The organism is Armatimonadia bacterium (assembly GCA_039679385.1).
Classification (GTDB): Bacteria; Armatimonadota; Zipacnadia; order Zipacnadales; family JABUFB01; genus JAJFTQ01.
In genome coordinates this window covers 60623-77422 of record JBDKVB010000165.1, presented here as the reverse complement: position 1 = coordinate 77422, position 16800 = coordinate 60623, and the positions used below count along the sequence as shown (strand labels likewise).

6 protein-coding genes are annotated in these 16800 nt (G+C 65.6%); 4 read left to right on the top strand and 2 right to left on the bottom strand.

From position 1 onward, the window contains the following. The 3 genes from ABFE16_19355 to ABFE16_19345 form a co-directional block, all read left to right on the top strand. The coding region (locus ABFE16_19355; protein MEN6347458.1) for a heparinase II/III family protein at positions 1–1299 on the top strand (1299 nt) is incomplete at its 5' end. 297 nt (positions 1300–1596) lie between these two features. After that, on the top strand, positions 1597–6642 hold the full coding sequence (locus ABFE16_19350) for a glutamine amidotransferase (protein ID MEN6347457.1): 5046 nt from the start codon (positions 1597–1599) through the stop codon (positions 6640–6642). A gap of 50 nt (positions 6643–6692) precedes the next feature. Next, the gene (locus tag ABFE16_19345; protein ID MEN6347456.1) at positions 6693–8666 is read left to right on the top strand and encodes a carbohydrate binding family 9 domain-containing protein; all 1974 of its coding nucleotides are present in this window, start codon (positions 6693–6695) and stop codon (positions 8664–8666) included. 107 nt (positions 8667–8773) lie between these two features. On the opposite strand, the gene ABFE16_19340 is transcribed toward ABFE16_19345, so the two are convergent. Further along, positions 8774–9562: a hypothetical protein gene (locus tag ABFE16_19340; protein MEN6347455.1), complete on the bottom strand. Its 789-nt coding sequence runs from the start codon at positions 9560–9562 to the stop codon at positions 8774–8776. Positions 9563–9965: 403 nt separating this feature from the next. Between ABFE16_19340 and ABFE16_19335 the strand changes: the two genes are divergently transcribed. Then, positions 9966–12749, top strand: coding sequence for a sugar-binding protein (locus tag ABFE16_19335; protein MEN6347454.1), 2784 nt, complete (start codon positions 9966–9968; stop codon positions 12747–12749). 72 nt (positions 12750–12821) lie between these two features. Here ABFE16_19335 and ABFE16_19330 read toward each other — a convergent pair whose 3' ends face one another. Beyond that, positions 12822–16796, bottom strand: coding sequence for a DUF4962 domain-containing protein (locus tag ABFE16_19330; protein MEN6347453.1), 3975 nt, complete (start codon positions 16794–16796; stop codon positions 12822–12824). Positions 16797–16800 lie beyond the last annotated feature (4 nt).

Genomic DNA, 16800 nt, shown 5'->3' with positions numbered 1-16800 from the left:
CTCTTGCCCTCGCAGTGGCTGACGCGAGCGCTGTACCAAACGCGGCGCGAGGAGAACTGGTGGTTCTTCCGCCCCGATGGTCTCTTCGTCGAGGGCCTCGGCTACAGCCAGTACATGGGGTGCCTGTTCATCCCCTTCGTCATCGCCTACGAGCGGGCAACCGGGCACTACCTCTTCGAGGATCAGCGGCTACGGGAGTGGCTGGTCTTCGCCGCCTACCAGACGACTGCGCAGGGCGAGTTCATCCCCTGGGGGACCTGTGAGTCCAGCCGTGGGGTCCGCTTCTTTGCCTTGCTCTCCAACCAACGCTACGGGCGCGACCTGGCCCCGCTGTGCAACTGGGCCTTCGACTGGCACGCCGTCACTCCCCAGGGCTTCCAGATCCCGGCCGCCCTGGCGCTTTGGGAGCAGGAGGTTCCCGGCAAGATGCCGCCGGCCTCGCGCTTCTTCCCTCAGTCGCAGACCGTGGTCCTGCGCGAGAACTGGGGGCACGACACCGTCACGGCGTGGTTCGCAGGCAAGGACGGCTCCTGGCCTCTATCCTATCGCTATGGTACCTACAGCCATGCTGACGCCGGGGCCTTCGTCCTGAGCGCCTGGGACGAGATCCTGGCGGGCGACTCCGGCTACGACCACTGGAAGAGCCGCGACTACTACGCCGCAGAGTTCCACAACGTCCTGCTGATCGACGGCAAGGGTCCTGAGCAAGCTACGGTCGGCGAGATGTCGGCGGTCGAGACCGAGGGGCTGGTTCGCCATGCGACGGTCACGACGTCCTACCAGAACTGCACACTTCGGCGGACGCTGGCCCTGGTCCGAGGTCGCTACGTGGTGGTGGTAGATCGCGTCGACGCGCAGTCCGAGCACGACTATGCCTGGCAGGTGCGTTCGAACTGCCCGCCGGGAAGCGAAGACACCTCCCTTGCCGGGCGCGAAGTCACCTGGTCGGGACTCGACGCCCTTCAGTGGCGCGACCTCAAGTTGGGACGCACGCAGCTCACCACGGTGGCCCCGGGCTTCGCTGCCCTGAGCCTGGATGCCGGACGATGGCGGCCCATCTCCAGCCGTGACGAGTTCCACAACCAGATTGCCACTGCTCGCTGGCATGCAGCCTCAACCACGGCGATGTTCGTCCTCCTCCCGAACCTGCGCGACCAGGCCGAGGTCTCCTGGCGGGCCCTGCCGGAGGAAGGCGTCGAAGTCTCCGGGCCGGGCTGGAAGGACAAGCTCTCCTTGCTGAAGGACGAGCTGGTTCTACAAAGCGAAGGTGGGGATCTCGACCGACGACTGGCGCTGTAGGGCAGACGTTCCTCGGCACAGCCGAAGGTCGAGCGGTAGACGGATTCACCGCCCTCACGAGTCTCTCGCAACGGACAGAGCCGCAGACGCGGCAGCTCCTCCACCGGGACCTCAGCGCGATTGAGGTGCCTGCCCCCTTGCCTGTGAGGGCGCCGATGAAGGATACCGGGCTTGCAGGTCGAACTTGTCGCCCTTGTCGGTACTCAGAGGACAGCCCGCACCTCCCCGATGGCTCCGGCATGACCACCGGTTTCAGGCTGACTTCGGAATGACCTCCCAGAAGGGACGACTGTCCGTATGGCTCGCCCGTACCCTTTGCTTTGCTGTGCCTTCCTTGCTCTGCTCCTCGCCACCCATGCCGCCTGCCAGCCGGCAGACGACGTGATCTGGTTGGAGGCCGAGAACTCCCCGCTGGCCACGGACTCGCAGATTCGCATCGACCGCGACACGAGCGACTACGGGAGCATGGCCGAAGGCGTCGCCTCCGGGAAGGCCTTCGTGCGCTTCTACCCGGGCCTCACTCTCCCGCTGCCGCCCTTCACCGTCAAGCAGGCCGGGGAACGCGTCGTCTGGGTGCGGGCCTTCAACCTCGCCGGGCGTCGCGTGACGGTAGCTATCGACGGTCAGCCGGTCGGGACCTCGGGCGGTAGCTCCACCTCCATCGCCCTTGTCTGGCATCGTCTGGGCACGGTTCATCTCGAAGCAGGCCAGCACCAACTCGAGCTGCGTCCCGCTGCCGACAACACCAACGCCGCCTACGTCGATGCCGTGGCGCTGCTCTCCGATCCGAAGGTCGTCCCCTTCGGCTCCAGTCCGAAGGACCTCGTAGGTGGAGAGCCGGTGCCGTCAATCCACGAGACCTTCTCCGCCGGTAGCGTGCAGGACCTGGAGAAGAACTGGCTGCTGCGTCCGCCACCCGGGGCTGATGCTTTCGTCGAGATGGCGGCCCGAGAGGACGACGGGTCCTTGCACGTGCACAACGGTGCCGGGCAGGGCTGGTCTCTGACCAGTCGCCTTCCGATTGCCCTCAAGCCCGGTGACCAGGTGACGATCCGCGTGCGTGTGCGCAAGGGAACCCTTTGCGAGTGGATGTCCGTCGGCCTGGCCGGAGTGGGCAGCTTCTCGCCGCAGCTCTACCGCAACTTCCAGGTGGCCGAGGAGACCTGGCTTGTGCCGCCGGGGGTCTATGGGCCCTTCCTGCTGCAGATCAACGGAGCCGCCGGCGGCGACACCTACCTGAGCTCGGTGGAGGTGTTCCGGCCTGATCCGGCGTTGTCCCCCTTTGTCACCGGGCGCTTCATCGCACCCCTCGACAACAACCGCGAGGGACGCCTGTTTGAGATCGAACGGTACGTGGTCAACACGGAGGCCCTGACGACTGACACCGACCAGGATGGCGACGGCAAGTGGTCGGTGTGCCGCCTCACCCGCGAGGACAACACGCCACGGTTCTCCCGTGGCACCGTCCTCAAGTCCGACACCGTGGCCGCTGACCGTGAGCGTCCGGAAGACGGTTGCGCTCCTCTTCATATTCGCGTAGGTCCGCTGGTGCCGGGCCGCTATCAGGTGGCACTCAATGCCTCGGGTCGGGCCCTTGGTCTGTCCCTGGATGGCAAGACCTGGACTCGCCTGCCGGGCTCGGTACCGGCGCAGTTGGGCGTGCTCAAGCTCGATCAGCCCTACTTCGAGTTTTGGCTGGATGACCGCTATGCGGAGCCCGGCAACCCCGGGCCGACCTACGCCGACTACCTCCACTTCATGCCCATTGAGGATGCCGCGTACACCATGGCGCCGACTCCGCGGCCTGGCACCTTCGCCCGCGGAAGCGTCGAGCGTCGGCAGGTGCCGCTGACCATCGCCAACAACACTGACGCGGTCCGGACCCAGGAGCCCGTGCGATCAGGTGTGCCGATCCCACAGGGCGAACTGGCCGATGCTGACCACGTCCGTCTCCTTGACGCCGCCGGAGGCGTGGTTCCCTGCTATGCCCGGGCAACCGGGCGCTGGATGGACGGCAGCGTCAAGTGGCTGCTGCTCGACTTCGCCGCCAGCGTGCCGGCCCGGGAGTCCGCGCAATTCACCCTCGAGTACGGCAGCTCTGTGCAGGCCACGCCGGTCCCGACAGGCCTTACCCTCCGCCGCGACGGCACCAAGGTCAGCGTGGACACCGGGGCTGCGCGCTTCGACTTCGAGGGTGGCGGCTTCGCGGCCTACCTCCCGGGCAGCACCCAGCCGGCGCTGCAGTTGGCTGAGGGACTCGTGCAGGCGAGTGACGGCCGCTCCTGGCGTCAGTCGCTGGATCGCGCCGCCGCGGTTGAGGTCGAGGAGCAAACGCCTCTGCGGATAGTGCTCCGTCTGCGCGGGCGCTTCTGTGATGACAAAGGACCGGGACCGATCGCCTTCGACCACAGGGTTCATCTCTTCGCCGGTCGCTCCGAGGCCCAGATCGAGTACGGGTTCTTCGCGACTGCCGACGAGAGCACGGTGGCGCTCAAGCAGGTCAGCGTGCGGCTCGCAGGACCGTGGGCGGATCAGGCGGTTCGCTTCGGGCTGGCCGAAGGCGTCAGTCCTGCCTCCTCGGTGGCAGCACGTCCGCGTCTTCTGCAGACGGGCGATGAGATCCATGGCGCCGGCCACTTCCCCTACAGCCTCACCGACTCGCAAGGGCGGTCGCTTGCTACGGGCGAAGCGGCTCCAGGATGGCTACGTATCGAGGGGCCGAACCCGGTCACCGTCGCGATCCCGGACTTCCATCAGCAGTACCCCAAGGCGCTGGCCTGCGAGCCTGGCGCAGTCCTGGTCGACCTGTGGCCTTCTGCGCCCGGCGTGGAGCCCTTCCTTGCGCATGCAGGGGCGGGCAAGAGTCATGTGCTGGGCCTGAGCCTGCAGGATTCCGCCTCGCCGGAGCGCTGGCTGTCACCGCTCTTTGCGGCCGCCGATTCCGCCTGGTACTGCAGTTCGGGAGCCTTCGAGAACCTGGTGCCGCGGCGGCCGGGCAAGTACGAGGCCTACGAGACCATCGTCGACACCGGCTTCGACCGATGCCTGGCCGAGCGGGCCGGCTACGGGATGGAGAACTGGGGCGACGTCTGGCAGCCGGGGTACGTGCCCGACGCCAAGACTTGGTCGAACCACGAGTGGGACCTGGTCAATAGCTGGGTGATCGGCTTCGTCCGCACGGGCGACCGGCGCTTCCTGGACTTCTCCGAGGCCGCCTCCCGACACTACGCCGACGTCGACTGCATCCATTACTCGCGCAATCCGGCGGACGTCGGCGGGGCCTGGATGCACGCGCACACCTCCCTGGTCGGCCATCAGCTCGAAGCACCCAACTTCGCCCATGCCGGTTGGGCCGAGGGCATGCTCATCTTGTACCATCTCACCGGCGATCGGCGAGGGCTGGAGGCGTCGACGGGAATCGCCGACTGGATCGTCCGACGTGCGCCACAGGTCGATAGCCTTCCGGCCGGAGGGCCTCCCTACAACCTCATGATTCAGCGTCCGGCGGGCTGGCCCCTCACGACCCTCGGGCTCCTGTACCGCGAGACCTGGAAGCCTGAGTACCTGCAGACCGCGCGGCGAATCGCCGACTATGCTCGCCGCAGTCAGGACCCCGAGCGCGGCGCCTGGGACGCTCAGGTCGGCCATGAGGTCCCGTACCGTGGCGGCTGCGTCTTCGCCTTCACTGTCCTGCGCGGTCTCCAGCTTCTCGGCGAAGTGCCCGGCGAGGCTCAGGCACGCGAGGACTACGTGAAAGCCGGGCGCTGGCTCCTCTGCGAGCTGTGGCGCCCGGACCATCGCTACCTGTATGAGCAGTGCCCGCTCCACGAGCCGGGAACACTTGTGCCCTTCACCCTCAGTGAGATGGCCGGCTACTGCACGGCGCTCACCGGCGACCCGATGTATGCAGCGATCGGCCATGACGCCCTTCTGCAGCACAGCGCGCAGGGAGCCAAGAGTGGGATGGTCGAGTCTGTGATGCGTGCGCAGTGGGCCCAGGGTGTTGTGCAGCAGGTGCCCCGGATGCTCTACGACTGGGAGCAGACCGGCCTTGAGACCGACGGCCGACTTGCCCTCGGCGGCCAGACAGCGAAGCTGCCGCGCGCCGGACAGCGGACGATCAGCGTGATGCTGCGGAACAACTCTCCCGAGGCCATCTCCGACTTGCAGGCCGAAGGCATGGTCCGTGGCGACTGGAAGGCCGAGATCGTCTCCTGCCCGCCAAGGGTCGAGGCCGGTGAGCAGGGAGAGCTCCTGGTCAAGTGTGAGGTGCCGCCTCCGCTGCAGCAGTACGAGCTGCAGAACGACCTCGCCTACCTGCACCTTCTCGTGCGCGGTAAGCACGCGGGGCGACCTACCGCAGTCTGGGGCTGGATGCGTCTGGAGATCGCCCCATCCTTGGAGATCACCACACCCGTCTCGGTGGCCCTCAAGCGTGGCACTGAAGCGGAGTACGAGCTGACCGTCACCGACGGCGTCGAGGACTCGCCACACCCGGAAGTCACGGTCACCAGTGAAGTGGCCGGCGTTTCCGCCGAAGTCTCCGCTCCTACCATCCTCGGACGCGGGCAAGCCACTGTCCGCCTCCAGGTGCGGGCAGACGCCAAGGCGGCTCCGGCTGCCGGTGAGCTCAAGGTGCTGGTACGCTCAGGCTCCCGAGTCGCCAGGGCTGCGATCCCAGTCTCGATCGGTCGCGTGCGCGTTCTCCTCGTGGAATCCGGTCCCGGTGAGGAGTGGCGCTATCCCTTCAACGCGCTTCGTCCCTACCCGGGGATCGCTCCCGACTTCATGGCCGCCACTGACCTCAAGTCGGCCTTCCCGAGTTCCGCTGCCGAGATCGCCCGCCGCTGGGACGTCATCACCCTTGGCGATACGGGCACCGGAGCCGAGGCCTTCACGCCGCAGCAACTGCAGGCTCTTGCCGACTTCGTCCGCGCCGGTGGCGGGCTGATGACGATCGGTGGTGCGAAGTGCTACACCGCCGGAGGCTATGACCGCACTCCGCTGGCCGAGATCCTGCCGGTTCGGCTGGAGGATGGGTCCTACGTGATGGGCAGCCTTGGCGTTGAGGTCCTGGACAAGACCGTCGTGTTCTTCGAGCACTACGAGCCCAACTTCCCGGAGTTCGGGGCCCATCAGAAGCTGACGGCGAAGCCCGAGGCTAAGGTGCTTGCGCGCTTCACGGACGGCACGCCCTTCTTGACTTTGGGCGAGGCCGGTCGCGGTCGTGTGCTGTCTCTGGGTGCCATCTGGAACTGCAGCTCGGGCGCCGCCTTCCGTCAGTGGCCCAACTACGGCACCTTCATCGGGAGGTGTGTGCGCTGGGCCGGTAAGGACCTATAGTCGCAAGCGAGTTCGCGGCGTCGCCGGTATACGAGAAGGGGGAGGCCGACTTGAAGACGTGTCTCGTCTTGCTCGTCTTGCTGCTGGCCGTGCTGCATCTGTCCCATGCCGACGGGACGTCGGTTGCCACGAAGCTGGAGGCTGTCTATCTCGCCGAGCCGCCGGTCCTCGACGGTGACCTCAGTGATGCTTGTTGGCAGAGGGCATCCCGGATCGAGGATCTGACGGAGTGCCACACGGGTGGGAAACCGGCCGAGCCGACCATCTACTACCTGGGCTACGACGACAAGTACATCTACCTTGGCGTCTACGCCAAGGACTCGCAGCCACAGACCATCCGCGCAGAGGAGAGGAAGCGCGACGGGGCTGTGATGAGCGATGACGCGGTGGAGATCGATCTCGACACCTACCACAGCCACCGCGAGTCCTACTACTTCTGCTTCAACTCCCTGGGCACGCTGTACGAGTACGTCCCGCAGGGATCCGCCAGCAAGACCGAGTGGCAGGGCGACTGGGAGGCCTCGGCCAAGAGGGTTGCCGACGGCTGGGTCGGCGAGGCCCGCATCCCCTTCAGCATCCTGCGCTACCCCGAGGGCGCCAAGACCTTCGGGATAGTCCTGGCCCGGCATCTGGTGCGACAGAGCGAGTGGTATGTCTGGCCCGCGGTCGGGGAGTGGGACTACCAGAAATCGGCAGACTGGGGACCGCTGAAGCTGCCCAAGCCTCGCCCCAAGATCAAGACGATGGTGTACGCCTCCCCGCAGTGGGACGAGGGAAGCCTTCAGAACGAGGTCGGCGCCGACGCCAAGTGCGTCTTCCCCTCCGGGATGGAGGCGCTGGTGACCGCGAACCCCGACTTTGAGGACGTTGCTCAGCAGGTGGAGAGCATCGACTTCTCCTACAACGAGCGCCAACTGAGCGACGCCCGCCCCTTCTTCGTCGAGGGGCGCGGGTTCTACCCTCCGACCACGACGTTCTACTCGCGGCGACTGGAGGACATCGACTTCGGCGCCAAGTACTTCGGTCGTGTCCGCGACTATCGTCTCGCCTTTCTCGATGCCTGGGACTTCGGCCATGAGCACACCACGGTGGCAAACTGGTGCTGGGACTACCGTCCCTACTCCTCGGCCTCGGTGCTGGCGGTTCTCAACGAGAAGGAAGGCCAGTTCAACGCACAGTACGGGGCCGGCATATCGCGGGGCGAGAAGGTCGGGTTGCAGGGCAGCAGGAGTGCAAGCATCAACGGCTACAGCACCACCGTTCCCGGCGGCTCAGGGACGCGACAGCGCTGGAACGCCGGGGCCGGCTACCAGACCGGCGACGGCAACGACTCCATGAACGTGTACTACGAGAGGGTCGACGAGGGCTTTGCGCCCGCCGTTGCCTACTTCCCCGAGAATGGCTACGAGGGTTGGCAGGCCAGCGCCGGACACTACAAGAGCTTCCGGAGCGGGCCCTTGCGCGAGTACAACCTGTACGCGAACGTCCTGCAGCGCAACAACCTTGACGGCGGGATTCACGAACACAGTTGGTACGCTAGCGGGTACCTGAGCACCCGGAACTGGTGGTCGGGGTCTGTGGCCTACAGCGCCACGCAGCGCCCTCCTTACCATGACCGGGTGTGGAGCCTGTCCACCTCATGGAACGAGAACGAGAAGTACCGCGGAGGCGGTGTCTACACCAGCTTTGGCACCCGCCAGGGCGGCGACTACCGGTACTTCAGCCTTTCGCAGGGCTTCAAGCTCACCTCGAAGCTGGCGCTTACGGCCTATGCTTCATGGCTGAGCCTGGATACCGAAGAGGGTCACACCAGCGACCGCCAGTTCATGGCGACGGGCAACTACGACCTTGACCCCGAGCATACGGTGAGTATGCGACTGGTCGACGGCAGCGATGGGACGAACGCCTACCTGGCCTACAGTCAGAGGCTGCGCCGGGGCATGGACCTCTACGTCATCCTCGGCGATCCCAACGCCGAGAAGACGCAGGATCGGGTTGCCCTCAAGAGCGTCTGGGCCTTCTAGCGGAAAGCGAGAACCAAAGGAGGGCGCAGACTCGACGGCAGAGGCCTTCGAGTTCGCGCCCTCGTATTGTACCACCGAAGCTTGCGGCGCCCTGGCGCTGTTCGCGACTAGCCTTCCAGTATCCCTCGCACGATCGCGACGTTCTCCTCCACCATGTCATCCTTGTCGCCGCGGAACATGCCGACGTTCACCACGTCGGTCGGCTTGATGTTCTCGAAGGCGTACTCGAAGGCCATCGTGGCGTCGATTCGCCCCGCGCCCAGGATCTTGTAGGCAACGCAAGGCTTGGTCAGACGACGCACGCACTCGGCCGCCGGAGCAACATCCGCGAGCCGGAACTTGTGCCCCTTGCCGGCGTGCAGGCTGCCGCAGTTGAAGAAACAGACCACGTGGAAGTCGACCAGGTCGAGGCTGTTCACCCAGTCGTGGGTTGCCGGTGAGTGCCCGGCTACGCCCATCGGGATCCCGAGCGACTGGCCGTGCGTGATCCAGGCGCGCAGCGTCGCCTCGTCCCTCTCCGCGAAGAGCTTGTCGATGACGCCGCCGTGGATGTAGCCCGCCTTGCAGCCGATCTCGACGGCCTGATCGATGGCCGCCTCCATGTTGGGCTGACGGTTGTTGTTGATCTGCGCGATCCACTGCAGCTTGCCGTCATGAGACAGGTACTCAGTCACGGCTTCGAGCACGTGCGGGGTCTCGTTGTTCGTGATGATCGTGTTGATGCCCGCGGCCTCGGCCCGTTGCCAGGTCTCCAGAATCCGGGGGACCGTGTAGTACGCCACCATCTCGGCGTCGCGTTCCTTGTTCTGGTGGCTGTAGCCGCCGAAGGGATTTGCGCCGAGAATCAGACGCGTCGGGTTCAAGCCGCAGAAGTCGACGGTCGGAAGCATGGTCATCCTTGGGGCTCTCCTTCAGTCCGTGTTCGTGCGAGCTTCGACTGCCAGGGCCCTCAGCAGGGCCCTATCTGTAGGGTGCAGCGTTCAGGGAATACTACCCGAAGCGCAGCCCGCTGCCAAGACGCAACGCCTCGGATCTGCCTCGACTGCCCTAACCCGTCAGCGGCACGCCAAGGATGCTGTGGGCAGGTATCGTCAGGTCGATACGAGTGGTGTGAGGTCAGGCCAATCGACGGAAACCGATCCTTCTCCGGATGACCTTCGTCAGCAGTCCTGTCGTCGCCTTCCTGCCAATCCGCCCCTGAGAGGTGCCACCGACGAAGCGCGGAAGTATGAATGTGAAGTGCGCCGTCGGCCTTCCTCGTCACCCCACCAGTACGGTTCCGAACCTGGAGGTCAACGAATGCTGCGAACCCCCTTCCTCCTCTTGCTTCCGGCCTTGCTGCTCCTGCCCCTGCAGTCGATGGCGGCCACTCTGTCCTTGACGGACGGTGGACTGGTCCTTGACGCCGGCAGCATGGGTAAGTTCACCCTCAACTACCCACGGATTCTGCGCAGCGGAGGTGCACAGCCCTTGGCCCCGGTGGAGGCCCGTGCGCAGGGGAAACAGGCCTTGCTCAGGTACGAGGCCGGGACCGAGATCACCGCGACGCTGTCCGATGCGGAGACGGTGACCCTTGACCTGCGCAAGCTCCCGGCCACCGTCACACATCTGCGCATGGACACGCTCATCGACTTTGGCTTCAGCGAGGGCGGGACCTACCAGATCGGCGGCAGCGACGCCAGGCCCTTCCCCAAAGAGAAACCCGAGCGCCCCTTCCTCTACCAGGGCAATGACAACACTTTCCGCCTCACGAGCTTTGAGGGCAAGAGCCTGACCTTTGAGCTGCCGGCGTACTCCTTCCAGCAGCTTCAGGACAATCGCGAGTGGGGCTGGAAGATCTACGCGTGGATGTTCATGGCCCCGTGCAACGCAACCACGACACGCTGCACCCTGAAGATCCGTGAGACCCTTCCGGAGGGCGGAGCGAAGCGGGTGATCGTTGCCGACCGTTTCGGCCAGGACGCCCAGATGAACTTCCCGGGAAAGGTGACCAGCGAGGAGGAACTCAAGCAGGATGTCGCCCGCGACGCCGAGTACTACGGCTCTCTGCATCCGCCGGTTCTCGACAGCTATGGCGGCCTTCCGGGCAGCGGTCAGCGCTACGGCCTCAAGGCCACCGGCTTCTTCCATGTCGAGAAGCAGGACAAACGCTGGCTCCTGGTCGATCCCGAGGGCAACGCGGTCTTCCACCTGGGAGTCTGTGCCGTTGGCCCCGGCGACGACTACACCTACACCAAAGGCCGCGAGCAGATCTACGAGTGGCTGCCCGACTACGACGGCCCGTACCACACAGCCTTCCACCCGGAGGCCTACTGGAGCCGCAATACGGTCTCCTTCTACCTCGTGAACCTGATCCGCAAGTACGGCAAGCCCTACGAGCGCGAGGAGTGGATGGCACGGACGATCGACCGCGTGCGCAAGTGGGGCTTCAATGCCGGTGGCGCCTTCTCGTCGGCGACGGAGGCTCACCGCAAGGCGAACTTCCCCTACGTATCCTCGCTGCCGCTCAGTGAGTGGCAGTTGGGCGGGGTCATCCCCGGCCTGCGAGGCTTCTTCGACCCCTTCGATGCGAAGACGCTTGCCAAGATGGACAGCCTCTTCGCCCAGAGCGTCAAGCCGCAGGCGGACAACCCGCTCATCATCGGCTACTTCGTGGCCAACGAGCAGGCCTTTGAGGACATCCCCAAAGTCATCCCCTCGCTGAAGGGCACTCAGCCGGCCAAGCTGCGGCTGGTGCAGATGCTGCAGGACAAGTACGGCACCATCGACAAGTTCAACCAGGCCTGGGGCGCCTCGGCCGCCAGCTTCGACGCCCTCAAGGATACTGGTCTCGCCGTCGCGACCCAGGAGGCTGCGACGGACATGCAGGCCTACACCGAGCTGTTCATCCGCGAGCACTACCGGCAGATCGCGGACGCCTTCCACCGCTATGACCGCAACCACCTGCTGCTCGGCAGTCGCTGGCAACCGGGAACCGCAAACAGCGAGGCGCTGTGCCGAATCGCCGGGGAGTACATGGACGTGATCAGCGTCAACTACTACACCTACGGCCTCGACAGGTCCTTCCTCGATCGCCTCGACTCCTGGGCAGGCGACAAGCCCATGATGCTCAGCGAGTTCCACTGGGCCTCGCCCAGTGACAGCGGCTTGCCCGGCGGCAGTGAGGTCCGCAGTCAACAGGAGCGGGGTCTGGCCTACCGCAACTATGTCGAGCAGGCGGCGTCACTGCCCTACATCGTCGGCATCGAGTGGTTCACCCTCATCGACCAGGCCCGGACGGGGCGTTGGTTCCAGATGTACACCGGCGAGAAGATCAACACCGGGCTGCTGAGCGTCACCGACCGCCCGCACCGCGACTGCCTGGCCGAGATGATGAAGACCAACTACGACCTCTACTCGGTCCTGTTCGGGCAGCGCGCGCCCTTCGTCTATGAGGACCCGCGATTCACGATGGCCGGACGCGGGACGAAGACGGTGAAGGTCCCGCGCGCCGAAGGGCCGATCCAGCTTGATGGGCGGCGCGATGGCTGGCCCGGCGTACCACCCGAGCGCATCTCCGGCAAGCAGATGGTCCTGGGGGCTGACGCGGGCGGAGTGGAGGGAGTGTTCCGGCTCTGCTGGGACGATGCGAACCTGTATCTGATGGTGGACGTGACCGATCCGACACCGATGCAGAACAGCCACAAGGGCGACGCGCTCTGGAGCGGCGATGGGATCGAACTCTTCCTCGGCTCCGAGCAGGCCGCCCAGCCCGGTGCGCTGCTGTTCACTGACCGACAGATACTACTGAGTGCCGGGCTACCCGGCGGCACTCCGAGCTGGTACTACGCTCACTCGCCGCAGCAGTACGACTGCAAGTTGGCCGTCATCCCGCGGGTAGACAAGAGCGGGTACGTGCTGGAGGCGGCGCTCCCCTTCGCTGCCCTCGGCTTCAGCCCCGAGGACGGCAAGGAGTTGCGCTTCGATCTGGCGATCGACGACAGTACCGATGGCGACAAGCGCGTCCGTCAACTCATGTGGAACGGTGGGGCGCGCAATTCCGGCGATCGCACCGACTGGGGACGGGCCGTGCTGACGAGGTAAGCAACCGATGTAACGTGAAGGCGCCCGGCCTCTCAGAGACCGGGCGCCTTTCTGTATCGGGAGGTCGGCGAGCTACTCGACCGGGATCAGGAGCAGGTAGTCGAGGTTCAGCAGGTACTGCAGGCAGGTCATGGTCAGCGTGTGCTCGCCGGCGGTCAGGCTCAGCGTTAGCGGTCTGCCGTCTTCTCCGGTCACAGCGATGGTCTTCCACTGCTCCGGCGTCGCACCATACCCGCCGGTGTTGGGGAAGCGGAAGATGCGGTAGTCGTCCAGCAGGCCCTTGCCATCCAGGTTAATCCAGCGGTCGGCGCAGGTCTCGTGGGTTGCGCAGCGCAGCGCCAACAGGTACCTGCCGGTCTTCGGGACTTGCCACTTCCAGCTCATCCACATGCCGGGGTTCGTCCACGCCGAGACGCCGATGCCGCCGGACAGGAAGGCTCGAGTGCGGTACCGGTCGGGCGTGCCGAGGCCGGAGTCCACGAAGTCCTCGGCCTCCAGCTTCACCAAACCGGGCTTGCTTTCGAGCGCCGACACCTCCACGCTTGCCTCGATCGGTTTCGGGTCTAGGATGACGCTCCGCAGGCTCAGGGAGATCTTCGCCGGAGTCTGCGGTCCTCGTGCGGCGAGCTGGTCCTTGCCGGTGGGCCAAAGCATCTGGCCGACCTTCAGCTTCCCCTGGCCCAGGGACACCTGGGCGCCCTCCGGTACCTGCAGGCTCTCCACTCGAACCGGGGTGGCGTCCGTGGAGAGCGTGCCCCACTGCAGCACCGAGCCATCCCACCTGCGCAGGGCCTCCAGCGAAGTGGGCACCGGCTGACCATCCCGCAGCACCTCTATCGAGGCGGCTGCGGGGATCTCCTCCGACTTCACCTCCACCACATGCGTGCCCGCAGGAAGCCTCAGGGCGAGGTTCTCTCCCTGGCCCGGCAGGGCCTGATCTGCTGCAAGGGGCTTGCCATCAAGCAGGAGATCAGGAAGGCCCGAGGCGGCGAAGGGAAGGCGCACCTCTCCGGTCTCCTGAAGCTGCACCGTGACCCGGGTGACCCTGGCTGCCGCCGGGTCCTTGCCGGACAGCTCTGCCGAGGCCGTTGCCTGCACACTGCTGCTCAGGAGCGTGCGTGGTCCGTCAGCAGTCTCCAGGACCAGTTTCGTGCCATCCACCATCGCCGTCGCGAGCCGACCGGGCTGCCAGTCACCGCTAAGGGAGAATCGGCTCTCGCCTGCGGGGAGCCTGTCTGCGGGACCGGTCCAGAGCTTCGCACTTCCACCGGGCCACGAGATCAGCACCCGGTCGCCCTCACGACGTGTCTGCAGGTCCAGTGGGCCTGTCTCGCCCGGATGCCACGGGTGGACCACTGTGACGAAGACCGCGCTCGTCGCCTTCGTCGCGGTGGTGGCATACAGGTGCCACTGATTGGCATGCGGAGTGGTCGGCGGCGGGGTGAACTGGTCGGTCAGCTCGAACTTCAGTTGCTCCGGAGAAAGGAAGCGAACCTGACACCTGCTGTCACCCCGCAGAACGGTCACTTGCTGCCTGCTATCCTCCAGTTGCATCTTCTCAAGCGCGTGCAGGGCCCAGGTGAACTCGCTCGGAGTCTCGGTCTTCACCTCGTCAAGAAGGATGAAGACATCGGGCCGCAGGTACAGGATGTGCCGCTGGAAGCCCTGCAAGGCGCCCTTGTAGGCGGGCGTGGCATCGCCGCAGGTGTAGTCGAAGGGCCGGCTGGAGAAGTACCGGGCGATGCTCCCCGTGGCACCCTTGTCCCAGACCGGCTGCCCGGCGCCGTTCACGAGGAGGTCGTTGTGGGCCTTCGTCTGCCGCGTGTAGCCCACATCGTGGGGGCTCCCATACCAGTCGTAGTAGCCCGAGTCGATGAGCAGCGGCTCGCCGTAGCCATACACCACGAAGCTGTTCTGGTCGGCTTGCGAGTGGTTCCAGGAGCCGTAGGAGCTGCTCTTGAACATCAGCATAAGGTCGTCGGGGTCGGACAGGTCCGAGTGCATCGCCACCCAGCCGATGTCGCGCAACCATCTGCCCTGGGGCAGATCAGCCGGCGGTCGCGGCGCCAGTTGCTCGTCATACCACCAGTAGCTGTACGGCCCGTAGGTGTTGGGGTTGTAGGGCTTGGGAGTGAGCGCATACCACTGCAGGTACGGGTCCTTGTAGACCGCGGCATAGTGGGCCAGATTCGCGCGGTCGGTGCTGTCGGCCCCTGCGCCTGGATTGCCGTCGCCAAAGTGGCTGCTGGTGCACCAGGGCGGCTGGAAGTAGAACTTGAACCACGGGTTGTTCCGGGTGTGTGCCTTCTGGTAGAAGTCCAGACCTATCAGGCTCTTGAGGGCATCGTAGACCCAGCAGCCGTCGGGCATGGACCACTTCCAGTACGAGACGCCCTGCGCCCAGCCACCGTCCTCATCACCCCAGGGCGGGTACATCGCCGGGTACACGGACATCAGGAAGTCGAACCAGTCGGTGGCGACCGGCTCATCATGCAGCAGGGCCAGCGAGACGAGCACGAGGTAGTTCAGCGCGGTCACTGCATGAGAGTCATAGGGGTACTTGTACAGCGGGCGCGCGCCGTCGCGGAAGTGGCTGATGAACAGGGCGCCTCGTCTGGCGATGGCCTGGCGGATGGTCTGGCGCTGCTCCGGGGTCATGGCCTCCCAGCACCAGTCGTAGGCCAGCGCAGGCTCGAAGGTGAGAGCCCGGAAGCTCCGATCGGTGTTTCGGTAGGAGGTCACACCCTCGGGGTCCCACTTGGAGATCTCCATCAGTTGGGCAATCGCCGCGTCAGCGTAGCGTCGATCGCCGCTGATCAGGTACGCGAATCCAAGCTGCTCGAGGCGGTCAGCGATGCGGAAGCAGTGCTGTTCCAGCTTGCCGAGCACCGCCACCAGCTCATCGGTGAGTGGCCCACCACCGGGCCGTGCGCCGACGATCCAGTCCGCCGGCGGCTCGGTCGCCACGGGTTCCTTCAACAGTCGCTCGGCGTTTGGGCGGAAGTAGGTCTCCCACCACTGTTTCCTCGAAGTTTGAAGCGGCGCACGGAAGGCGCTCAATTGCGCCGCCGTGGTGTAGATGCGCGGGTGGCTTACGGGGACGGCTCGCCGCATCTCCTCCACCGTCGGCACGGGGAAGGGCACCGCCTCGGCCGGAACAGTGAAGCTGGTCGTGCGGCTCCAGCCCGACAGCGTGCCGTCTTCGGTCGCATAGCGCCAGCGCCAGTACCAGGTGCCCGTAGCGAGGGTTGCGGAGTGGCTGTAGTAGATGTACTTGAGCCTGCGCTGGATCATCTTGTCGGCGGGGAAGGCCGGGTTCTGACTCAACTCAAAGGTATACTCGGTCGCTTCCGTCTGCGGACTCCAACTGAAGTCCGGCGGATTCTGCTGCACCACCAGCCCGTCAGCCGGTCGTCGGTGCTGGGCCAGCGGGTCCACGTCTTCCTGAAGGGCCAGGGTCCAGGGCATCTTCTCGAAGCCCTCCAGCGAGACGTCATCCACCCACAGAGTCCCAGTGGAGCGCTGGTAGAAGTTGACCTCGAGCCGCACCTTCTCAGCCGCAAGCGCCGCCGCCGGAGTCTTGACGTCGAAGACGAGTTCCTGCCAGTCGGCGGCGGGAAGCTTGACGCGGAAGGGGTAGGTCCCGTACTCGTCGTTAGGGACCTTCACGCCGGTCACGGGCCGATACCTGACGAAGCCGTCGCTCGACCCCGTGCCGCGGTACCACAGTCGCAGGCGCAGGTACCTGGGAGCCTTCAGCGCTGCCGTCATCTGCCCGTAGCAGGAGCGGTCCGAAGCGCCCTGTCGTCCGATCAGGCGTGCAGAGGCCTGCTCCTTGTGGGCGACCGAGGCATCCCGGGACAGCTCGAAGCCCTGCCCACTGATGAAGGGACGCCAGCCTACCGGGTCTGGCCGGTTGTCCGCCTGCTCGAAGCCGGGGTTCGTGAGCACCCCCGTCAGGTCTATGCCCGGCGTCTCGGTCTGTGCGAACGCCACTGAACTGGCGGCTGCGAGTAGCACGGTAAGCAGCAGGATTGCCCTTCGCATTCGT

What these genes read in the sequence shown, in the direction of transcription:
- ABFE16_19350 (MEN6347457.1), top strand. Translation starts at nt 1,597, where the DNA reads ATGGCTCGCCCGTACCCTTTGCTTTGCTGTGCCTTCCTTGCTCTGCTC.
- ABFE16_19340 (MEN6347455.1), bottom strand. Translation starts at nt 9,562, where the DNA reads ATGACCATGCTTCCGACCGTCGACTTCTGCGGCTTGAACCCGACGCGT.
- ABFE16_19335 (MEN6347454.1), top strand. Translation starts at nt 9,966, where the DNA reads ATGCTGCGAACCCCCTTCCTCCTCTTGCTTCCGGCCTTGCTGCTCCTG.
- ABFE16_19330 (MEN6347453.1), bottom strand. Translation starts at nt 16,796, where the DNA reads ATGCGAAGGGCAATCCTGCTGCTTACCGTGCTACTCGCAGCCGCCAGT.